The following is a 21,137-nucleotide window of genomic DNA, read 5'->3' as shown; positions in this document are numbered from 1 at the left end:
CGGGGCCCATCTTGCGGCACTCTGGATCCCGGCTCTGCGCCGCACCGCTACGCGCTGCGTCGCGTCCGGACACGAAAGCTCAGCCCGGCGACGGGCCGTAATTGGTAAAATCGATCTTGAACATGCCGGGATCGAGCTTCTTGCTCGTATCCAGATTATAGACCGCGATCGTGGTGTCGTAGCCCTGCGGGTCGGTAACGGTCCACTGCTTCAACTGGCCGTCCTTGGCGCCGAACATCAGCAAGAGGCGGCTGGTGCCGACCAGCGCCTGCTTCTCCTCGATGGTGACGCTGACGAAGACGTCGTCGGCCGAGACGTTGACGACGTTGGTGTCCTTCATCAGGTCGATGCGGTCGGACAGCAGGAAACGCAGCGGTGTCTGCGACAGCGGATAGACGTCCTGCGTCGCGAGCTTGCGGTCGCGCACCACCAGCGACGATCCGTCGGCGACGATGTCGATCGGGCTCGGCGCGTCATATTCGAAGCGCACCTTGCCCGGCTTCTGGATGTAGAAGTCGCCTTGCGTCTTGCTGCCGTCGGGGCCGACCTGGACGAAATTTCCGACCAGCGTCGACAATGACGACAGATAGGCGCTGACCTTGGCGGCCTGGGCCTTCTGGTTGGCATCGAAGGTCTGGAAGATGCTGCTCGGCACGTTGCGACGCGGATCCGGGATCACCGGATTCGGCGGCGTCTGGGTCGCGCCGGTGACCGCGGGCCCTCCACCGGCCGGACCGCCATCGCGGCCCTTCGGTGCGGGCTTCGGCACGGGAACGGTCTGGGCGAACGACGCCGTGATCACCATCGCGGCGGTGACGAGAATCACGCCGGCCATGCGCGCGCTCCGCGCGGCGACGATGGCAGCGAATCGAATGTCCGGATGTCTGATCAACGCGTCGTCCTGTGTGGCTGGGCGCCCTTTTAGCGTGATTTCGGCCGAAAGCAGATAACGTTTTTGCGTGAAATGATGGTTTGAGGCGGTTTGCCTCACATATGGCTGTCTTCTTCCTCGACCAGAATCTCGCGCTTGCCGGCGTGGTTGGCGGGTCCGACGATGCCCTCCAGTTCCATGCGCTCCATCAACGATGCGGCGCGGTTATAGCCGATCTGCAGGCGGCGCTGGATGTAGCTGGTCGAGGCCTTGCGGTCGCGTTTGACGATCGCAACAGCCTGCGAGAACAAATCGCCGCCGCCATCCGCGCCCATGGCGGACGCGTCGAACACCGCGCCGTCCTCGTCCTCGCTGGGTTCTTCGGCCGTGACGGCTTCGAGATATTCCGGCTGTCCCTGCGTCTTGAGGTGGCGCACCACCTTTTCGACTTCCTCGTCCGACGCGAACGGTCCGTGCACGCGACTGATGCGACCGCCGCCGGCCATGTAGAGCATGTCGCCCTGGCCGAGCAGCTGCTCGGCGCCCATCTCGCCCAAAATCGTGCGGCTGTCGATCTTGGACGTCACCTGGAAGGCGATGCGGGTCGGGAAGTTCGCCTTGATGGTGCCGGTGATGACGTCGACCGATGGACGCTGCGTTGCGAGGATCACGTGCAGGCCGGCGGCGCGCGCCATCTGCGCGAGGCGCTGCACCGCGCCTTCGATGTCCTTGCCGGCGACCATCATCAGGTCGGCCATTTCGTCGACGATGATGACGATGTAGGGCAGCGGGTCGAGCGAGAGCTTCTCTTCCTCGTAGATCGCCTTGCCGGTTTCCTTGTCGAAGCCGGTGTGCACCGTACGCGTCGGCTCTTCGCCCTTGGCCTTCAATTCGAGCAAGCGCGTGTTGTAACCGTCGATGTTGCGCACACCGAGCTTGGCCATGTTCTTGTAGCGCTCTTCCATCTCGCGCACGGCCCATTTCAGCGCGACCACCGCCTTCTTCGGGTCGGTCACGACGGGCGTGAGCAGATGGGGAATGCCGTCATAGACGGAGAGTTCGAGCATCTTCGGATCGACCATGATCAGGCGGCACTGGTCCGGGCGCAGCCGGTAGACCAGGCTGAGGATCATGGTGTTGATGGCGACCGACTTGCCGGAGCCGGTGGTACCGGCGATCAGCATGTGCGGCGTGCGCGCGAGGTCGATGATGACGGGATCACCGCCGATGGTCTTGCCGAGGCAGAGCGGCAGTTTCGCCACCGAATCGACGGTCTCCTTGGCGACCAGCAGCTCGCGCAGATAGACCTTTTCGCGATGCGCGTTCGGCAGCTCGATGCCGATGGCATTGCGGCCGGGCACGACGGCGACGCGCGCCGACAGCGCGCTCATCGAACGCGCGATGTCGTCGGACAATCCGATCACGCGCGACGACTTGATACCCGGCGCCGGCTCCAGCTCGTACAGCGTGACCACGGGACCCGGATGCGCCTTCACGATCTCGCCGCGAACGCCGAAATCCTGCAGCACGCCTTCGAGCGCGCGCGAATTGGTTTCCAGCTCGGCCTTGCTGAGCGGCTGCCGATCGCCGGCCTTGGGCGCGGCCAGCACGGATACTGACGGAAGCTCGAATTTGTCGGAAGATTTTTTGGAAGCGGGCTTGGGCGCAGCCTTCTTGCGCGGCGCGCGCGCGGCAGGCTCCTCCTCTTCCTCCTCCTCATCCTCTTCTTCGTGATCGCCCTCGTCGTGCTCGTCTTCGGACTGCGGCGAGATCGACGGCGCGGCGCGGCCGCCACCGAGCTTCGGCTCCTGGCGGCTGAATGCAACGGCCTTGGTCTTCGGTCCGCTCGAGACCAGCGAGCGGTAGGCAGCGCCAAGCAACCAGATCAGCCGCGCCTTCGTGCTCATCAAGGCGTGGAACAGCCAGCCCAGCGATACGGAGCCACGATCGCTCTCCTCGTCCTGGTCGAGCGGCTTGTCGTCGTCCTCGATCTCCGCGAGTTCGTCGTCATGCTCGCGTGCGCCAAGGCCGCAGGCGATCAGGAAGGTCGCCGCCATCGCAGCGAACAGGATCGTGCCGAGCACGATGCGATAGATCATGCCCGCCGGTCCGAAAATCACCGCGGGCGCGCGGACCAGGGCATCGCCAACCACGCCGCCGAGGCCGGTCGGCAGCGGCCAGGCGCCGCCATGCGGCCAGCAGCTGACGAACCCCGCCGCGATCACCGTGCAGAGAATCCAGGAGCCGAGCCGCAGTGCCTCGCGGTCGAACGGGCGATGGGTCAGCATGCGCCAGCCCCAGACCGCGACCGTCAGGACCAGCATGATCGCGCCGAGTCCGAGGATCTGCATCGCAAGGTCGGCGCCGATCGCGCCGGCATAGCCGAGAATGTTGCGGATCGGCCGCGACGTTGCGTGGCTGAGGCTGGGATCCTGCACCGACCAGGTCATCAGCGCCGCCGAGGCAGCACCCGACAATACGATCAGGCCGAGACCGCTGAGCTCGCGCACGCGCCGCGCCAGCCCCTCGCGGATCGAGGGCGGCAGATGGCTGACCAAGGGAATGACACGTTCGATCGTCGACATGCTCACGGGCCCCGCCTAACCCAGAGTCTCGACCAGGCGGTGCAGCGCCTGCGCCGTGGTCTCGCCATCCTGCACCAACGCAAGGCGAATGTAGCCTGCGCCGGGATTGAAGCCGTCGGGCTGGAGCCGCGCCAGATAGCTGCCGGGCACCACGCGCACGCCTGCTTCCGTGAAGAGCTTCAGGCACACAGACACGTCGTCGCCGATTGCGGACGCGTTGAGCCAGACGCAAAAACCGGCGTCGGGCCGGCGATAGCCGTAGCGATCGCCGATGATCTGGTCGGCAAGATCGAACTTGATCCGGTAGAGCCTGCGATTCTCCTCGACATGCGCCTCGTCGCCGTAAGCGACGGTCGCGACGTGCTGGAGCGGGACCGGTACCTGCGGCGCCGCGATGTTGCGCAGCTCGAGGAACATGCCGATGAATCTCTTGTCGCCGGCGGCGAACCCGACGCGCATGCCCGGCAGGTTGGAGCGCTTCGACAGCGACTGAAACGCAACCACGCGGGTGAAATCAGGGCCGGCACATTCGAGCGCGCTGCCGGGCGCTTCGCGGGTGTAGATCTCCGAATAGCATTCGTCGCTCAAGATCACGAAGCCGTAGCGGTCGGCGAGCTGCTTCAGGCGCGTGAAATAATCGCGCGAGGCGACCGAGCCCTGCGGGTTGGCGGGCGAAGCCAGATAGAATGCCACCGTGCGCGCCAGCGTCGCCTCGTCGATGGCGTCGAGATCGGGCAGGAAGCCGTTTTCGGCGGTGGTCGGCAGATAGACCGGCTCGCAAGCGGCGGCGCGGGCGCCGGCGCCATAGACCGGATAGAACGGGTTCGGCATCAGGATGGCCGGCTTGCCGGGACGCGGGCCGACATAGCGCGCGGCCGCGATCGCAGCGAGGAACAGCCCTTCGCGGCTGCCATTGAGGACGAGAATCTCGCTCTCGGGATCGAGGGCGCGCGGCAGTTTGAAGCGCGACGACAGCCAGGCGCCCGCAGCCTTGCGGAACGGGTCGGTGCCCTTATTCGCGGGGTAACGGCCGAAATCGGCGATGTGTTTGGCCAGCACCGGGCCGACGAAGTCGGGCACGGGATGCTGCGGCTCGCCGACGGCAAGCGAAATCAAGGGCTTGCCGGGCTGATGCGGGGCCAGCAGCTCGTTCAGCCGGACGAAGGGAGAGCGTTCGCTATCGGAGCTTCCACTGTCCTGCGGCGCACGGGATGAAGCGGTCATAGCCATTCTGGACGCCAGCACTCTTGGAACAGCCGGTCGCAGCACGGCGCCGGCGGGAAGCGGTTCAGTTCACCATAGATAGGGCGAGGTTAAGACGCGATTAACCATCGGTCGCCGCCTCCGTCCAGAGCAGGAATAATGAGGCCGGATGACAACGGGATGCATGGCCATGGGGCGGGGCTGGTTCTTGCACCTCTCCCGCTTGCGGGAGACGTCGGCGCGCAGCGCCGGGTGAGGGTTCTCTCCATCCAGGGACTGTCCCGATGTTGGGACGCCCTCTCCCCAGCCCTCCCCCGCATGCAGGGGAGGGAGCGCGCCGTCATCGGGACCTAGTGCGCCGGCAGCTTCTCGAATGTCGCCATGCCCGCCGGGATCGCGTGGAAGTCCTTCTTGTCGCAGGTGTAGATCGCCATCTGCGGATGGAACTGCGCAGGCTCGTCCAGCGTGCCGACCTTCAGGATCGCGGCCGGCAGTCCCGGAACCTTGGTCACCAGATGGGTGCCGCATTCGCCGCAGAATTCGCGCGTGACGGCGCGTTCGAGGTCCTTGCGTGTGAACTGCTTGGGTTGCCCGGTGATGTAGCTGAAGCCGGCCGCCGGCATCGCCATGAAAGTGTTGGGCGCGCCGCCCGAGATGTACTGGCACTCGCGGCAATGACACTGCGCCTGCATCATCGGGTCGCCCTCGGCGACATAGCGCACTTCGCCGCAATAGCATCCGCCTTCCAAACGCATGACGACCTCCCGATTGTTATCTGTTGTGGTCGATATTTCTGCGCGGGCCGCCTGGAATGGCAATCTTTTTCTTCAGCTCCGGCCGGACAAAAAGAAAGGGGCTCCAACTTGCGCTGGAGCCCCTCAACGGTCGGGACATTGCCGGGTATGTGCCCCAAACCGTAGTTGTGAGCGCGACCTCCGAGGAGGCCGCGCCCGGGAGGAGACTTACATGTTGTAGGCGCGCTCGGTGTGCTCGGTGATGTCGAGGCCTTCACGCTCGCTCTCGACATTGGCGCGGAGGCCAACGATCACATCGACGACCTTGTAGAGGATCGCCGAACCGATACCCGACCACACCAGCGTGGTGCCGACGCCCCAGACCTGGGAGATCATCTGCGCCGCGAAGTCGTAATCGGCAACCTTCGGCGGGATCGCGGTGTAGTCGATGATGCCCGCACCACCCAGCGCCGGATTGACGAGGATGCCGGTGCCGAGGGCGCCGACGATGCCGCCGACGCAGTGCACGCCGAACACATCGAGGGAGTCATCGTAGCCGAGCGCGTTCTTCACGACGGTGCAGAAGAACAGGCAGACCACGCCGACCACGAGGCCGAGGACGATCGCACCCATCACGCCGGCGAAGCCGGCGGCAGGCGTGACGGCCACGAGGCCCGCGACAGCGCCGGAGATGACGCCGAGCACCGACGGGTGACCCTTGATGATCCACTCCGCGAACATCCACGACAGCGCGGCGGCTGCGGTGGCGACGAAGGAGTTGGTCATGGCGAGGGCCGCGCCGCCGTTGGCTTCGAGGTTGGAGCCGGCGTTGAAGCCGAACCAGCCGACCCAGAGCAGCGAGGCGCCGATCATCGACATCGTCAGCGAGTGCGGAGCCATCAGCTCCTTGCCGTAGCCGACACGCTTGCCGATCAGCAGAGCGCCGACGAGGCCTGCGATGCCGGCGTTGATGTGCACCACGGTGCCACCCGCGAAGTCGATCGCGCCCTTCTTGAAGATCCAGCCTGCGTCGGCGTTGATCTCGTCGAGCTTGGCCTGCGCCGCGGTCTTCGCCGCCGCGTCAGTCGCAGCAGCGAGCGCCTTGGCAGCGTCCTGGATCATGTCCGGGCCGGGCCAGTACCACACCATGTGCGCGATCGGGAAGTAGATCAGCGTCACCCAGAGCGGGATGAAGAGCGCGATGGCCGCGAACTTCATGCGCTCGGCGAAGGCGCCGACGATGAGGGCGGGCGTGATCGCCGCGAAGGTCATCTGGAAGCACATATAGATGAGCTCCGAGATGTTGGCGTCGACCGAGAAGGTCGCAGCCTTCGAGTCGGTGGTGACGCCCATCATGAAGGCCTTGGAGAAGCCGCCGATGAAGTCCGAGCCGCCGGTGAAGGTGAGGCTGTAGCCGTACACGGCCCAGATCACGGTGACGACGCAGACGGTGTAGAACACCTGCATCAGGACCGAGAGCATGTTCTTGGAGCGGACGAGGCCGCCGTAGAACAGCGCGAGGCCGGGGATGGTCATCAACAGCACGAGCACTGTCGATGTCAGCATCCAGGCGTTGTCTCCCTTGTTGACCGTTGGCTCGGCGTAGGCTGCGGTCGCAGCGAACAGGCCGACTGCGAGAGCCGCCAATCCCGCGCCATAGGGACGCTTAAACGTCATTTTATTTACTCCTGATTGAATTTTGATTGAGCGCGAAATCAGAGGGCCGCAGCATCGGCCTCGCCGGTGCGGATGCGAACCGCATGGTCGAGATTGATGACGAAGATCTTGCCGTCGCCGATCTGTCCGGTTTTCGCGGCGGACGTGATGGCGTCGATGGTCTTGTCGACCTGGTCGGAGGCGACAGCGACCTCGATCTTGATCTTGGGCAGGAAGCTCACGGCATATTCGGCGCCGCGATAGATTTCCGTATGGCCCTTCTGGCGGCCATATCCCTTGACTTCCGTCACCGTGAGACCGTGAACGCCGATGGCGGTCAGGGCGTCACGGACTTCTTCCAGCTTGAATGGCTTGATAATCGCCATAACAATTTTCATGGGTCCTATCCCCGCTTGGGCCCGGTCCGGACGTGGCCGGGCGTTTCTCGACTGGTTCGCCACGAGGGAGAAAGTTCACTACGCGGGCACAGCCAGAACCCTTAGAATCAAATGCCGTGCCAGATCGGGCGTGTTGCCTAACGGACTATGAAAACGGGTGTTTTCGGGTTTGACGCGTATTGCGGTGCAGTGCGCCATTACGCCGCGCTCAATACCTGACCACGCCTGATTAAAATAAAGGCACGACAGGCTGTCGACACATTGGTGCTCACGCGTCGGGCAGCAGAAAGGTATTTCCGTAAGGCGGGCGCCTGTTGCATGGCTGGTCGTGCCGCGAAATATCGGGCCGCTCGCACTTTTGCTCACGGAATGCGCGCATCCGGCCCACCAGCTTGGGCGGGGCGGGCTTGCGGGACGGCCGCGGGCAGAGACGGTCAGGCGGCGCTGCGTTCCGCGAACACCCGGTCGATCAGCCCCCAGTCGGCCGCCTGCTGTGCGGTCATGAAGTGGTCGCGGTCCAGGGTCCGCTCCACGTCCGGCTCGGGGCGCCCGCAATGGTGGGCATAGAGCCGGATGATGCGCCGCTTGGTTTCCTGCATCTCGGTGGCATGGATCAGGATGTCGGACGCCTGGCCCTGGAAGCCGCCGAGCGGCTGATGCACATGAAGGCTTGCATTGGGCAGAGCGGCGCGGTGACCGGGCTCGCCGGCCATCAGCAGGAACGAGCCCATGGAGCGCGCGGTGCCCATGCACAGCGTATGCACCGGCGCCTTGATGAATTGCATGGTGTCGTACATCGCGAGGCCAGCGGTGACCACGCCGCCATAGGAATTGATGTAGAGGTTGATCGGCTTGTTCGGATTCTCCGCCTCAAGGAACAGGAGCTGCGCGCAGACCAGTCCGGACATCGCATCATTGACCTCGCCGTTGAGGAAGATGATGCGCTCGCGCAACAGCCGCGAATAGATGTCGAAGGATCGCTCGCCGCGGGCGGATTGTTCGACGACCATAGGGACGAGCTGAAGCATGTCGCGCATCGGCGACCTCCATGTCTGCGGGTGATGAAGTGGTGTCGGTGTCAGGCGGCCGCGCGCATCAGGCAGCCATTGCTGTTGGCCGGCTGCGGCAGCTTCATGCCGATATCGCAGGCGTGCTGGATGATGCGAAATCGGGTGCCGCCGTCCTCGTTCGGTTCGATCCGGAAGATGACATGGCTTTCGCGAAACGGCGGTTCGGAATCGCGAAGCCGGTAGCGTACCTCCTGGCCTGGGATCGATGTCTCCGGCTCGGCGCCCGCAAGATCGCAATCCGGCAGCCAGCGCTCGCGCAACGCCGGAATGGTCACCGCGCGCCAGACCTTGGCCGGCGGCGCATCGAATTCATATTCGAGCACCAAGTCTGTTTCGGAGGGATCAGGCTTCACGACGTCGCTCATTGATCCATCTCCTTCAAGAGATCGGCGAGGGCATCCATGCGTTTCGGCCAATAGGCGCGGTAGCGCGCAAGCCAGGTCCCGATGGCGACGATTCCTTCGGGATCGACTTCGTAATTCACAAAGCGGCCCTGCCGCTGTTCGCGCACCAGGCCTGCCCCGCGCAGCACCGCAAGATGCTGCGACATCGCCGGTTGGCTGATCTCCAATCCGTCGCGCAAAGCGCTGGCATTCAGGCTTCCGCAGGCCAGCTTCTCAAAGACCTTGCGGCGGGTCGGGTCGGCCAGCGCCTTGAAGATGTCGGCTTCGATCATGGCGAGACATAAGCACGTGCTTATGTGTCGCGCAAGCCCGATTACTGCAGCGCCTCGCCGTGCTGCGAAATATCCAGCCCTTCGAGCTCGTGCTCGCGGGAGACGCGCAACGGCACGAACAGGCCGACCAGCTTGAGCAGGATGAAGGTCACGCCCGCCGACCAGACGAAGGTGACGGCGACCCCGTAGAGCTGGATCAGAAGCTGCTGCGGATGGCCTTCGAGCAGGCCGGCCGTGCCGCCGATCGCGCTGGTTGCGAACACGCCGGCCAGCAGGGTGCCGGTCAGCCCGCCGATGCCGTGGACGCCGAACACGTCGAGCGAATCGTCATAGTCGAAGCGGTGCTTCAGCCAGGTGCAGGCCCAGTAGCAGACCAGGCCCGCGATCACGCCGATGACGATGCCGTGCCAGGGCGCCACGAATCCCGACGCCGGCGTAATGGTGCCGAGGCCGGCCACCGCGCCGGAGATCATGCCGAGCACGGAGGGCTTGCGCCGCGTCGACCATTCGATCGCGGCCCAGGTCAGCGCGCCGGAGCAGGCTGCGAGATGGGTCGCGATGATCGCCAGCACCGCGCGCGAATTGGCCGCGCCCGCCGAGCCGCCGTTGAAGCCGAACCAGCCGACCCACAACAGGCCGGTGCCCATCACCGCGAGCGACAGATCGAACGGCGAGAGATTTTCGGTGCCGTAGCCATGACGGCGTCCCATCACCTTGGCGGCGACGAGGCCGGCGGTGCCGGCCGACAGATGCACCACGAGGCCGCCGGCGAAATCCAGCACGCCCATGCCGGCGAGGAAGCCGCCGCCCCACACCCAATGCGCCAGCGGAATGTAGACGAAGATGAACCATGCCACCGAGAACAGCAGATAGGCGGAGAAACGCATCCGGTCGGCGACCGCTCCCGCCACCAGCGCCACCGTGATGATCGCAAACGTCATCTGGTACAGCATGAACAGCGCTTCCGGGATCGTCTTCGCTGCCGGGTTGACGCTGTCCATGGTCATGCCGGCGAGGAACCAGCGGTCGAGTGTGCCGATCCACGGGCCGTCGCCGACGAAGCACAGCGAATAGCCGAACGCGACCCAGAGAATGGAGATGATCGTCACCGCGGCGAGGCTCTGCGCCATGGTGGCGAGCACGTTCTTCTTGCGCACCATGCCGGAATAGAACAGCGCGAGCCCCGGGATCGTCATCATCAGCACGAGCGCGGTGGCGACGATCATCCAGGCGGTGTCGGCGGTGCTGATCTCGGAGCCTGCAGCATGCGCCGGCGAAGCCATGATCGACGCAAGCCCGACCGGCACGGCCATAGCGGCCGCGCGGCGCAACAATCCCGCCATGTCGTTTCCCCCAGCATAGTGATTGCGTCGCACGCTGTGGCGCCGTTGCCCGGTGCGATCTAGATAAGAGTTAGTCCTTGCCTCACCGCACTCCACCCTCATCCTGAGGGGCCCGCGACAAGCGGGCGTCTCGAAGGATGGCCGTGAGCGACTCCATGGTTCGAGACGCGCGTTCCGCGCTCCTCACCATGAGGGTCTTCAGAGCGCGTCGCTGTCGGTCTCGCCGGTGCGAATGCGGATCGCGTGATCGACCGGCGTGACGAAGATCTTGCCGTCGCCGATCTGGCCGGTGCGCGCCGTCGCGGTGATGACGGCGACGGCCTTCTCGGCGATATCGGAGGCGACCGCGATCTCGATCCGCAGCTTCGGCAGGAAATTCACGACATATTCGGCGCCGCGATAGATCTCGGTATGGCCCTTCTGGCGGCCATAGCCCTTCACTTCGGTCACGGTCATGCCGTGGACGCCGATCGCCGTCAGCGCCTGGCGGACTTCATCGAGCTTGAAGGGTTTGATGATCGCGACGACGAGTTTCATGGTCAGGCCTATTCCCCGGGATGCGCCGCGCCGTATGTCCCCGGCGCAGCGTCAATCCTGGCATCTTTCCGGGCAAATGGCATAAAAATGTTGCAGATTGAAGCAGAAAATCGTTGGGCCATGTGAACGACCGCCTCTGTACAGGGCAGCCGTTCATCCTCCACAATGCGTTTTTGGAATGGATGCGATGAACCCAAGCGTCGCGGCCGGCACAAAACTATGTTCGAGGGGGACGCTTCATGGCGAGTTGGTTCTACGCATCCGAGGGTAAGCAGCAGGGACCCTATCCGGAAGGGCAATTCCGCGACCTCGTCGCCCAGGGGGTCGTGCGCCCGGATACGCTGGTGTGGTCGGAGGGCATGGCGGGCTGGCAGAAGGCCGCTGAAATCCCCGGCCTGATCGGCGGCGGCGGCGGTGCGCCCCCGATGATGCCCGACGGCGGCCCGCCGGCGATGGGCTCCGGCGGTTATGCTGGCGGTGGCGCCGGAGGATCGCTGGCGGTCGATTTCGGCATCCTCGAGTTCACCTGGCGCAGCCTCGTGATGCTGATCGGCATGTGCTTCATCATCCCGGTGCCGTGGGTGTTCGTCTGGTACACCAAATGGATCGTGTCCTGCGTGAAGGTCCCTGGACGGCCCAATCTCAGCTTCACCGGCAACGCGATGGCGCTGGTGCCCTGGTATTTCGGCTTCATCGTTCTGGCGATCGTGATCGGCTACATCGGCGTCCCCTTGCTGAGCAATTTGCTGTTCATCGCCCAGATCGTTCTGTACTGGCTCCTGATCAAATGGATGGTCGCGAACCTCGCCTCCAACGGGCAGCCGCTCGGCCTCAGCTTCACCGGCACGGTCTGGGCCTATGTCGGCTGGAGCCTGCTGTTTGCGATCTCCATCATCACCATCATCGGCTGGGCCTGGGTCGCCGCGGCTCAGATGCGCTGGTTCTGCCGCAGCATCGAAGGCACGCGGCGCGAGATCGTCTTCAACGGCAGCGGTCTCGGGATTCTCTGGCGGGGCATCGTCGCCGCATTCCTTTGCGGCTTCATCATCCCGATCCCGTGGGTGTATCGCTGGATCATGAACTGGTTCGCGTCGGAGACCGTTCTGGCTCCGCGAGGATCGAGCCGGGCATGACCTCGCGAGGCATAAGCGCGATCGATCGTGCTTATGCCTCTTAGGCCTTCCGCTCGCGCACGGAGCCTTCCTGCGCGACGGAAGCCACCAGCGTGCCGTCAGGCTTGAAGATCGAGCCGCGGGTCAAGCCGCGGCCGCTTCGCGCGCTCGGCGAGTCCTGTGCGTAGAGCAGCCATTCGTCGGCACGGAACGGGCGGTGAAACCACATCGCATGGTCGAGGCTCGCTGGCATCATACGCTTGTCGAACAGGGTGCGGCCGTAGCGCGCCATGATCGCATCGAGCAGCGAGAAGTCGGACGCGTAGGCCAGCGCGCACATGTGCAGCGCCGGATCGTCCGGCAGCGTCGCCGCGGTCTTGATCCAGACATGGATGCGGCCGTCTTCGATCCTCTCACCGAAATAACGGCCGAGCTCGACCGGGCGCAGCTCGATCGGACGGTCGGATTCATAGTAGCGGCGGATGAACTCCGGCATCTCCTTGAACATCGGCTGCTTCGCCACTTCCTCCGCCGTCAGCTTTTCCGGCGGCGGCACGTCGGGCATCTTGTCCTGGTGATCGAACGCGCTCTCCTCCTCGGCATGGAACGACACCATGATCGAGAAGATCGCGTTGCCGTGCTGGATCGCGGTGACGCGTCGCGTCGAGTAGCTCTTGCCGTCGCGCAGGCGCTCGACCTGGTAGATGATCGGAATCTGCGGATCGCCAGGCAGGATGAAATAGCAATGCAGCGAATGCGGCAGCCGGCCCTCGACGGTGCGGCACGCTGCAACCATCGCCTGCCCGATCACCTGGCCGCCGAACACCCGTTGCCAGCTGGTCTTCGGACTGTTGCCGCGGAACAGGTTCACCTCGAGCTGTTCGAGGTCGAGGATCGAGATCAGGTCGATCAGGCTCTTGGACATGCTCGTGCTTTCAAATGCCTCGTCATTCCGGGGCGCACGGTGTGCGAACCCGGAATCTCGAGCTGACGACCTCTGGATTCCGGGTTCGCGCTCGCGCGCGCCCCGGAATGACGGAATGAGGCCGTTCCGCCCTTGTTTCACCGCACTGTTTCGCCCACCTCAAGTCTGGTAGCAAGACCAAGAAAACGCGAAGACTTAGCCGGGAATTGGGTATGTCGGTACAGGGTAGCATTGTCATCGGTGGCGGCGCGTTTGCGGGCCTGGCGCTGGCCCTGGCGCTGCGCCAGGGGCTCGGCCCCGAGATCCCCGTCATCGTCGCCGACCCCGCGCTCGGAACACGTCCGAGCCGGGACCCGCGCGCGACCGCGATCGTGGCTGCCTGCCGCCGCCTGTTCGAGGCGATCGGCGCCTGGGATGACGTCAGGGGCGAGGCGCAGCCCATCCTCGACATGATCGTCACCGATTCAAAGCTGGAAGACGCCACCCGTCCGGCGTTCCTCAACTTTGCCGGCGATGTCGCGCCCGGCGAGCCCTTCGCGCATATGGTCGAGAACCGCCGCCTGATCGATGCGCTGGTGGTGCGCGCCGAAGCCGAGGGCATCGATCTCCGCGCGACCACCGTGTCGTCTTACGACGCGCGGCCCGAGGGCATCGACGTGACGCTCGGTGACGGCAGTGTCATTGCGGCGAGCCTGCTGGTCGCGGCCGACGGTGCGAAGTCGAAACTGCGCGAGCGCGCCGGCATCGCCACACATGGCTGGGAATATGATCAATCCGGCATCGTCGTCACCGTCGGCCATGAGCGCGATCACGAGGGCCGCGCCGAAGAGCATTTTCTGCCGGCGGGTCCGTTCGCGATCCTGCCGCTTTCAGGCAAGCGCTCCTCGCTGGTCTGGACCGAGCGCCGAAGCGAAGCCGCGCGTATCATTGCGTTGAGCGATGAGGAATTCCACGGCGAGCTCGAGCAACGCTTCGGCCTGCATCTCGGCGAGGTGAAGGCGCTCGACAAGCCGCGCGCGTTTCCGCTGTCCTATTTCGTCGCACGCTCTTTCATTGCCCCGCGCCTCGCGCTGGTCGGCGATTCCGCCCACGTCATCCACCCGATCGCGGGTCAGGGTCTCAACATGGGGTTGAAGGACGTCGCCGCGCTGGCCGAAGTCGTGGTCGATGCCGCGCGGCTCGGCATGGATCTCGGCGCCGCCGACGTGCTCGAACGTTACCAGCGCTGGCGTCGCTTCGACACGATGGCAATGGGTGTTGCCACCAATTCGCTGAACTTCCTGTTCTCCAACCAATCGACGCTGCTGCGCACCGTCCGCGACATCGGCCTCGGCCTCGTCGACCGCGCCCCACCGCTGAAGAACCTGTTCATCCGCCAGGCGGCGGGTTTGACCGGCGAGATACCGCGGCTGTTGAAGGGCGAGGCGCTGTAGTTCTCGCTGCCGCCTAGCCCTCCGTCGTCCCGGCGAAGGCCGGGACCCATACGCCGCAGCAATAGTTTTGCGAAGACTCGGAGTTACCAGCTCGCGCCGCAACTTCTCTCTGTGGTTATGGATCCCGGCTTTCGCCGGGATGACAGTGAGCGTGTGGGGCGGTCATCGCGCCATTCTGCGCGCACAACCTCAACCTCAATCGATCTTGCGGGCCTCTTCGGGCAGCATGATCGGGATGCCGTCGCGGATCGGATAAGCGAGCCTGGCGCTGCGCGAGATCAGCTCCTGCTTTGCAGAATCGAACTCCAGCGGACCCTTGGTCAGCGGGCAGACCAGAATCTCCAGCAATTTGGGATCGACGCTGGCTTCGGGGCGTTCGGTGGGCGCGTTCATGGGGGTCTCCGGCGGTCGGTTGCCTCTAGCATAGAAAATCGTAGCAGCCCATCGCGTCGCCTCAAGCGGAAACCATCCGCAGGATCTCGTCGACCAGGCCCTGGAGCCGCGCGGCCGGCAATTGCGGGCCCGACAGTGCGAAGCCGAGAAACGTCCAGTACAGGATTTGCGCGCGGCCTCGCGCCGTCGCCGCCTCGAACCCGCGCTTTCTCAGCAGCTCTTCGATATAGTCGAGCCTGCGCCGGTCAATCGCACGCACCGCCGTTTGTACCGCCGCATCGAAGGCCGCCCAGTTCCGTACCGCGCGCTCGAGGTCGAGCCGCGCGCCAAAAGTCCTGCGCAGCAGCGCCTTCAGCGGCTCGTCGCTGTCCGCCTCGACGTCGGCGATGATCTGCTCGGCCGCGATCTCGCGCCAGCGCTTCAGGAGGGCGGCGTGGAACGCGCCGAGATCGGCGAAATGCCAATAGAAGCTGCCGCGCGAGACGCCCATGGCTTTCGCCAGCGGATCGGCCTTCAGCGCGGTGAATCCGTCTTTCGCGAGTGCCTTCAGTCCCTCTTTGATCCAATCGTCGGCGTTCAGCTGTTCGGCCATGGCGGGTTCCGGGTTCGAACCATACACTAGTGTATTGACAGCCGGCGGGCCAGCGCCTATCTCACCATACAGAACTGTATGGACGACATTTTCAGGGAGCTTTGACGATGCGTGATCTCTTGCTCCAGTGCGCCGGGGTCGTGACCATCGTCGTGGCCCTCATCCACGGCATTCTCGGCGAGACCAAGGTCTTTGCCCGCGCTCGCATCGAGCCGGAACGCCTCCGCACCCTGATCCGCCTGGTCTGGCAGGCCTCGACCGTCGCCTGGATCGGCGGGGGCGTGCTCCTGATCGCGGCGCCCTGGATGGAATCGGAGCCGGCGCGGCACTGGATTGTCGTCACCATGGCAGGTGTGTTCGGCTTCTCTGCCTTCGCCAACGCATGGGCCACGCGCGGCCGGCATTTTGGATGGATGGCGCTCAGCGCCGTCGTCGTCATGGCGGTCGCCGGCTACTGAGCGGCGCGACGATGAGCCACGGACCCCACCGGAGCAGCGTCATGGAAGATCGAGTCCGGCTGACCATCGATAACGGCGTCGCCCATCTCCGGCTCAATCGCCCGGACAAGATGAATGCGCTCGACCCGGCGATGTTCGCGGCGATCATCGAGACCGGCACGCAGCTTGGTGCGCGCAACGACATCCGCGCCGTCGTCCTGTCCGGCGAAGGGCGCGCATTTTGCGCGGGCCTCGACCTCGATCGGCTCGTCGCCACCGCGAACGGCGAAGCGCTGATTCCGTCGATCGACCTGATGCGGCGAACGCATGGCATCGCCAATTATGCCCAGCATCTGGTCTGGCTCTGGCGTGAGTTGCCGGTGCCCGTGATCGCAGCGGTGCATGGCATCGCCTTCGGCGGCGGCTTTCAGCTCGCGCTCGGTGCAGACCTCCGCTATCTCGCACCAGCAACGAAACTCGCAATCATCGAGACGAAATGGGGCCTCGTGCCTGATATGTGCGGCACGCAATTGATGCGTCATCTTGCGCGCGACGACGTTGTTCGCGAGCTGACCTATACGGGCCGCGTCTTCTCGGCCGAACAGGCGCTTGCGTATGGCCTTGCGACGCAGCTCGCCGAAGATCCTGTCGGGGCCGCGCTGGCAACGGCGCATGAAATTGCCGGCCGCAGCCCCGATGCGATCCGCGCGGCCAAGCGGCTGCTCAATCTTTCTGCGGCCTCCGACGTGGCGACGGGGCTTGCTGCGGAGACCGCAGAGCAGGCAGCCCTGCTCGGATCTGCCAACCATTTGGAGGCCGTGGCGAGCAATCTCGACAACCGAACTCCACGATGGAGCATGACATGAGCGAAAGCTTCGGATTTGATCTGCCAACGCTCGGCGCCGTGAACGCATCCGCGGCGTTCAACCGCCTCGCTGGCTTTGAATTGGTTGCGGCCGGCAACGGCGAAGCGACCATCCGCATGACATGGCGTGACGACTTCACCCAGTATTCCGGGCATCTGCACGCCGGCCTGATTGCAGCCCTGCTCGACACAGCCTGCGGCTTTGCTGCCGCGACCTTGGCTGGTTCGGTCACCGCGTCTCATTTTTCAATGAACTGCCTCAAGCCGGCCATCGGTCACCTCTTCATCGCCAAGGGAACGACCCTTCGTGCCGGCCGCAGGCAGGCGTTCGCCCGTGCCGAGCTGTTCCCAGCAGATGAGCATGGCGAACTGTCGCTCGTGGCAACAGGCGAGACCGTCCTCATTCCGACCGGCGAGCCGCCGCGCAAGATTAGCAAGGGCTGACATATGGTGGTCACGCTGGTCACCGGAGGCACAGGTCATCTCGGTCGCGATATCGTCGATCGTCTCGTTCAGGACAGACGACGCGTCCGGGTGTTTGCGCGAACGCCGGGCGCGCGGCTGGATGTAGAATGGGCGAGCGGAGACTTGGCGACAGGCGCGGGACTGCGAGAGGCGTTGCGCGAGGTCGACACGGTCATCAACGCGGCGACGTATTCGCCGATCGCGCGGCGTGGCGGCGTTCGTCCGATAGACTTCTTTAGGTCGCCCTCTGCCGTGGACGTCGAGGGCACCGAGCGGCTCCTGCAGCTCTGCGGGCAGGCCGGGGTGCGGCACTTCCTTCACGTCTCGATCGTGGGCCTCGATGAGGCGACTCTGCCCTACGCGCGGGTCAAGCTTGCCGGCGAGCGGCTGGTGCGTGCGTCGGCCCTGTCCTGGTCCGTGGTTCGCGCAATGCCGTTCTACTATTTGCTCGACAAGTTCCTCTCGGGCCTCGTCTGGCTTCCACTCTGGCCGGTGCCGACCACGACGTTCGATTCCGTCGACACGTCCGATGTGGCCGCTCATGTCGTGACTTGCGCGTTCGACGGGCTGCGCGGCGAGCGCGCGGAGATTGGCGGCCCCGAAGCGCTCGATCTCGTTACCTTCGCCCGCCAATATCAGGATGCGAGGAAACTGCATCGAAGGATCCTGCCGATCGGCGTTTCGGATGCGAAGGCCCGGTGCATGGGCTTTGTCGTCAGCCGCGGGGTGCGAGGACGTCTCTCGTGGTCGGATTGGCTGCGATCAACCGTGAGACGTAAGGCCGCAGTGTCGTCTCGAATGCGCGCTGCATGCGGAGAGCGCTGATCTTTTTCGGATCGTTAGAATAACTCTAAAGCGAGTTGGCCGCGAACCGCATTGACTTCATCATGTGCTTTGCTTCCTTCGGTCCCGCTTCGCCCTAGGGCGTAGCGTCCACGACAGAAGAGGAGAGGTTCGTGAAGTTTATTCGTGTTGTTGCCGTTGCATTGACGATCGGGATTGGCTTGGGATCGGCAGCCTTGGCCGATGGTTTCAAGGACTGCACCAAGCTCGACAAGGCTTCGTGGAAGCCGGCGAGCGAAGCCGAAGCCAAGGCCAAGGCGCTCGGCTACGAGGTGCGGCGCTCCAAGATCGAAGGCTCGTGCTACGAGGTCTACGGCGTCAAGGAAGGCAAGCTTTACGAGCTGTTCTACAGCCCCGAAGATCTCAGCCTGAAGCACACGATTGCGAAGTAGACCGCGCAAAGTGGGCTTCGCGCAAATGTCTGCGCAAAGTTATGCCTGAGGGTGGTCCTCGCTTGATCGAAGAAACGGCACGGCAAGCGCGCGGGGTGTCCAATCGGACCCCCGCGGATCGCACCGCTTCGCGGACAGTCGCGGTCTGGGACCTTCCGCTGCGGCTCTGGCACTGGGCGCTCGCGGCTTGCGTTCTGGCCGCGTGGTTCACGCCGACCGTCTATGACGGACTTCACCGCATCATCGGTTATACGGTGATCGGGCTTGTTGCCTTCCGTCTGGTCTGGGGTCTTTGGGGAAGCCGCTATTCGCGCTTCCGCATGGTCGGCGTCAGGCTTCGGGCCGCGCCGAATTATCTCTGGAATCTGCGCCGCGGCATCACCGGCCGCTATATCGGGCTCAATCCCGCCGGCACATTGATGCTGGTGGCGCTGCTGGTCTCGCTCGCGGTCTCGACAATATCAGGCGCGATGTCGGTGACAGTGACCTTTTTCGGCGTCTGGTGGGTCGAGGACACCCACCACTATTCATCCGACGCGGTCATCGTCCTGGTCGTGCTGCACGTCTTGGGCGTGCTGATGATGGGACGTCTCCAGCGCGAGAACCTGATCCGCTCGATGATCACCGGACGCAAGCGCATCCGCGGTCATTCCTGAGTAGCCGCGCACGCACCGATCACTGCAACGGCGGATCGCCGCTGGTGCGCTTCTTCGCGAGATCCATCTCGGTCACCGCGACCAGGATTTCAGCGCGGGTCTTCAGGTCGGGCGCTTCCAGCATCGCCTGCTTCTCGGCCACGCCATAGGGCGACATCATCGCCAGCGCGTTGACGAGCGCTTCGTTGGGGGCGGTCTCGACGCCCTCCCAGTCGACCTTGAGGTTGTTGGCTTTCAAAAAATCCGCCAGCACCGTCAGCAGTGCCTCGCGATCGACCTCGTCCTCGCCCATGCGCGGCGTGAAGTCGTCGACGAAGGTGAAGAAATCCACCTTGCACTGCCGGTAGGCGGTGAGAACTTCGAGCTCCTCGACCACCTTGAAGCGCGAGACGCCGGTGAGCTCGAGGATGTAGCGGCCGTCGCCGGATTCGGCGAGCTGGGTGATGCGGCCGACACAGCCGACGCTGAACAGCGTCGGCTTGTCGGAATTCTTGGGCGAGTGCGCGATGTCGGGCTGAATCATGCCGATCAGGCGATGGCCGTCGCGGAAGGCATCGTCGATCATCGCGAGGTAGCGCGGCTCGAAGATGTTGAGCGGCATCTGCCCGCGCGGCAGCAGCAGCGCGCCCGGTAGCGGAAACACCGGAAGGATCTCCGGAAGGTCAGCGGGCCCGCGATATTCGATGTTGATCGGCATCTGGTCCCCATTGTCCGCATCAAGTCACGATGCCTAACGCTCCGCCGGCTGTGATGGATCAATCATCGTCAGGAAAACAGGATGATCGACAAGCGCTTGCGTCCCTCGACGGTTGCATCGTCGGTGCCGCCCCAGGCCTCGAAGAACTGCACCAGCTGCTTGCGGGCGCCGTCGTCGTTCCATTTGCGGTCGCGCTTGACGATCGCGAGAAGCTGCTCGGTGGCCGCGGCCCGGTTGCCTTGCGCGTTGAGCGCGATCGCGAGGTCGAATCGGGCCTGATGATCGAGCGGGTCTGCGGCGACTTTCTGTTCCAGCTCGGCGACGGGCCCGAGCTGCTCGGCCTGCTCGGCAAGATCGATCGCGGTCTGCACGGCTTTCACAGCCGGGTCGTTGCGCTTGGATTCCGGCACCATGGCAAGCGTTTGCTTGGCCTGCTCCATCGCGCCCGATACGGCGTAGCATTTCGCGAGCCCGGCAAGGGCTGCGATGTTGGTCGATTCGTGCTGCAGGACTTCCGCGTAGATCTGGGCGGCCGCGGCGGCATCGCCCTCGGCGAGCACGGCCTCGGCCTCCTGGAGGATTTCCGCGACATTCGGCTCACCCGGCGCGGTCACGCCCTTGGTCAGCTTTTCGATGAAGGCGTTGAGCTGGCTCTCCGGGACCGCGCCCATGAAGCCGTCGGCCGGCTGGCCGTTGACGAAGGCGATCACCGCCGGAATCGACTGGATGCCCATCTGCCCCGGGATCGCCGGATGCTGGTCAATGTTCATCTTGACCAGCTTGACCTTGCCCTTGGCTGCCTTGACCGCTTTTTCCAGCAAGGGCGTGAGCTGCTTGCAGGGGCCGCACCACTCCGCCCAGAAGTCGATCAGCACCGGCTGGTGCTTCGATTCCTCGATGACGTCCTTCACGAAGGTCTGGGTGGTCGTGTCCTTGATCAGATCGGCGGCAGCCGGGCCCGCTGCTCCGTTACCCTGGTCGATGATCGTCACGGGATCCCCTCGTCTGATGTCTGGAATTGGCGGCTCTTTAGCACGCCGCCAATTCATATGCTTCGCTGTTGGCCCTAAATTGGGCCGGGACGGCCGAATTTCAATCCATGCGTGCCGATTCGGTGGTTCCGGGACCTTTTTGGGGCATTTGGCCGCGTTCGGGTCCATATCGGGCCTCCGATTGCGAATCTATGCCGCCGGTAGCTGTTGCATTCCCCGCCCGCTTTTGGCATACGACAGCCGTTGCCGGCGCAGTCATGCG

The 21,137-nt window shown here is 64.5% G+C and carries 24 protein-coding genes; 8 read left to right on the top strand and 16 right to left on the bottom strand.

Translation table 11 applies throughout. From position 1 onward, the window contains the following. Window positions 1-79: 79 nt before the first annotated feature. The 11 genes from C7G41_RS18560 to C7G41_RS18510 form a co-directional block, all read right to left on the bottom strand. Entirely contained in the window at window positions 80-835 is a 756-nt protein-coding gene (locus C7G41_RS18560) for an outer membrane lipoprotein carrier protein LolA (RefSeq protein ID WP_027566264.1), read from the bottom strand. 152 nt (window positions 836-987) lie between these two features. Continuing rightward, the gene (locus tag C7G41_RS18555; protein ID WP_106943928.1) at window positions 988-3,462 is read right to left on the bottom strand and encodes a DNA translocase FtsK; all 2,475 of its coding nucleotides are present in this window, start codon (window positions 3,460-3,462) and stop codon (window positions 988-990) included. A 9-nt stretch (window positions 3,463-3,471) separates the two neighbouring features. Continuing rightward, the gene (locus C7G41_RS18550) at window positions 3,472-4,686 is read right to left on the bottom strand and encodes an aminotransferase class I/II-fold pyridoxal phosphate-dependent enzyme (protein WP_199198462.1); all 1,215 of its coding nucleotides are present in this window, start codon (window positions 4,684-4,686) and stop codon (window positions 3,472-3,474) included. Between the two features lie 323 nt (window positions 4,687-5,009). Beyond that, the gene (locus tag C7G41_RS18545; RefSeq protein WP_106943927.1) at window positions 5,010-5,414 is read right to left on the bottom strand and encodes a GFA family protein; all 405 of its coding nucleotides are present in this window, start codon (window positions 5,412-5,414) and stop codon (window positions 5,010-5,012) included. Between the two features lie 207 nt (window positions 5,415-5,621). Next, entirely contained in the window at window positions 5,622-7,070 is a 1,449-nt protein-coding gene (locus C7G41_RS18540) for an ammonium transporter (RefSeq protein WP_106943926.1), read from the bottom strand. Between the two features lie 38 nt (window positions 7,071-7,108). Continuing rightward, entirely contained in the window at window positions 7,109-7,447 is a 339-nt protein-coding gene (locus C7G41_RS18535) for a P-II family nitrogen regulator (RefSeq protein WP_008142813.1), read from the bottom strand. Between the two features lie 434 nt (window positions 7,448-7,881). After that, window positions 7,882-8,484, bottom strand: coding sequence for an ATP-dependent Clp protease proteolytic subunit (locus C7G41_RS18530; protein ID WP_106943925.1), 603 nt, complete (start codon window positions 8,482-8,484; stop codon window positions 7,882-7,884). Between the two features lie 41 nt (window positions 8,485-8,525). Next, window positions 8,526-8,882 (bottom strand): SRPBCC domain-containing protein, encoded by a 357-nt coding sequence (locus tag C7G41_RS18525; RefSeq protein ID WP_106943924.1) that lies wholly within the window; start codon window positions 8,880-8,882, stop codon window positions 8,526-8,528. Continuing rightward, on the bottom strand, window positions 8,879-9,193 hold the full coding sequence (locus C7G41_RS18520; protein ID WP_106943923.1) for a helix-turn-helix transcriptional regulator: 315 nt from the start codon (window positions 9,191-9,193) through the stop codon (window positions 8,879-8,881). The genes C7G41_RS18525 and C7G41_RS18520 overlap by 4 nt, the downstream gene beginning before the upstream one ends. Before the next feature lie 41 nt (window positions 9,194-9,234). Beyond that, the gene (locus C7G41_RS18515; protein WP_106943922.1) at window positions 9,235-10,536 is read right to left on the bottom strand and encodes an ammonium transporter; all 1,302 of its coding nucleotides are present in this window, start codon (window positions 10,534-10,536) and stop codon (window positions 9,235-9,237) included. 198 nt (window positions 10,537-10,734) lie between these two features. Continuing rightward, on the bottom strand, window positions 10,735-11,073 hold the full coding sequence (locus C7G41_RS18510) for a P-II family nitrogen regulator (protein ID WP_106943921.1): 339 nt from the start codon (window positions 11,071-11,073) through the stop codon (window positions 10,735-10,737). A gap of 239 nt (window positions 11,074-11,312) precedes the next feature. Between C7G41_RS18510 and C7G41_RS18505 the strand changes: the two genes are divergently transcribed. Continuing rightward, complete coding sequence (locus C7G41_RS18505) at window positions 11,313-12,206, top strand: DUF4339 domain-containing protein (RefSeq protein ID WP_106943920.1); 894 nt, start codon at window positions 11,313-11,315, stop codon at window positions 12,204-12,206. 40 nt (window positions 12,207-12,246) lie between these two features. On the opposite strand, the gene tesB is transcribed toward C7G41_RS18505, so the two are convergent. Then, the gene (gene tesB / locus C7G41_RS18500) at window positions 12,247-13,110 is read right to left on the bottom strand and encodes an acyl-CoA thioesterase II (protein ID WP_106943919.1); all 864 of its coding nucleotides are present in this window, start codon (window positions 13,108-13,110) and stop codon (window positions 12,247-12,249) included. 212 nt (window positions 13,111-13,322) lie between these two features. Here tesB and C7G41_RS18495 point away from each other — a divergent pair, with 212 nt between their 5' ends. Continuing rightward, complete coding sequence (locus C7G41_RS18495; protein ID WP_106943918.1) at window positions 13,323-14,543, top strand: ubiquinone biosynthesis hydroxylase; 1,221 nt, start codon at window positions 13,323-13,325, stop codon at window positions 14,541-14,543. A 195-nt stretch (window positions 14,544-14,738) separates the two neighbouring features. On the opposite strand, the gene C7G41_RS18490 is transcribed toward C7G41_RS18495, so the two are convergent. After that, entirely contained in the window at window positions 14,739-14,936 is a 198-nt protein-coding gene (locus C7G41_RS18490; RefSeq protein ID WP_027514851.1) for a Trm112 family protein, read from the bottom strand. Between the two features lie 61 nt (window positions 14,937-14,997). After that, complete coding sequence (locus tag C7G41_RS18485) at window positions 14,998-15,528, bottom strand: TetR/AcrR family transcriptional regulator (RefSeq protein ID WP_106943917.1); 531 nt, start codon at window positions 15,526-15,528, stop codon at window positions 14,998-15,000. A 107-nt stretch (window positions 15,529-15,635) separates the two neighbouring features. On the opposite strand from C7G41_RS18485, the gene C7G41_RS18480 reads away from it, so the two are divergent. The 6 genes from C7G41_RS18480 to C7G41_RS18455 all read left to right on the top strand — a co-directional run bounded on the left by C7G41_RS18480 (window position 15,636) and on the right by C7G41_RS18455 (window position 19,186). Continuing rightward, entirely contained in the window at window positions 15,636-15,986 is a 351-nt protein-coding gene (locus C7G41_RS18480; protein WP_106943916.1) for a hypothetical protein, read from the top strand. A gap of 41 nt (window positions 15,987-16,027) precedes the next feature. Then, window positions 16,028-16,831, top strand: a complete 804-nt coding sequence (locus tag C7G41_RS18475; protein ID WP_106943915.1) for a crotonase/enoyl-CoA hydratase family protein — start codon at window positions 16,028-16,030, stop codon at window positions 16,829-16,831. Next, window positions 16,816-17,274, top strand: coding sequence for a PaaI family thioesterase (locus C7G41_RS18470; protein WP_245446576.1), 459 nt, complete (start codon window positions 16,816-16,818; stop codon window positions 17,272-17,274). Before C7G41_RS18475 ends, C7G41_RS18470 begins: the two co-directional genes overlap by 16 nt. Before the next feature lie 3 nt (window positions 17,275-17,277). After that, on the top strand, window positions 17,278-18,120 hold the full coding sequence (locus C7G41_RS18465; protein WP_106943914.1) for an SDR family oxidoreductase: 843 nt from the start codon (window positions 17,278-17,280) through the stop codon (window positions 18,118-18,120). Window positions 18,121-18,251: 131 nt separating this feature from the next. Then, on the top strand, window positions 18,252-18,530 hold the full coding sequence (locus C7G41_RS18460; RefSeq protein WP_106943913.1) for a PepSY domain-containing protein: 279 nt from the start codon (window positions 18,252-18,254) through the stop codon (window positions 18,528-18,530). A 41-nt stretch (window positions 18,531-18,571) separates the two neighbouring features. After that, window positions 18,572-19,186, top strand: coding sequence for a cytochrome b/b6 domain-containing protein (locus C7G41_RS18455; RefSeq protein WP_106943912.1), 615 nt, complete (start codon window positions 18,572-18,574; stop codon window positions 19,184-19,186). Window positions 19,187-19,205: 19 nt separating this feature from the next. Here the strand turns inward: C7G41_RS18455 and C7G41_RS18450 are convergent, their stop codons facing one another. Both C7G41_RS18450 and trxA read right to left on the bottom strand, forming a co-directional pair. Beyond that, window positions 19,206-19,883, bottom strand: coding sequence for an LON peptidase substrate-binding domain-containing protein (locus C7G41_RS18450; RefSeq protein ID WP_106943911.1), 678 nt, complete (start codon window positions 19,881-19,883; stop codon window positions 19,206-19,208). A gap of 68 nt (window positions 19,884-19,951) precedes the next feature. After that, a complete protein-coding gene (gene trxA, locus C7G41_RS18445; RefSeq protein ID WP_027566282.1) occupies window positions 19,952-20,875 on the bottom strand; it encodes a thioredoxin in 924 nt (307 codons plus the stop codon). Window positions 20,876-21,137: the final 262 nt, after the last annotated feature.

Origin of the sequence: Bradyrhizobium sp. MOS002 (assembly GCF_003020115.1) — a bacterium.
Lineage (GTDB): Bacteria > Pseudomonadota > Alphaproteobacteria > Rhizobiales > Xanthobacteraceae > Bradyrhizobium.
This window is presented reverse-complemented; position numbering and strand designations above follow the sequence as displayed.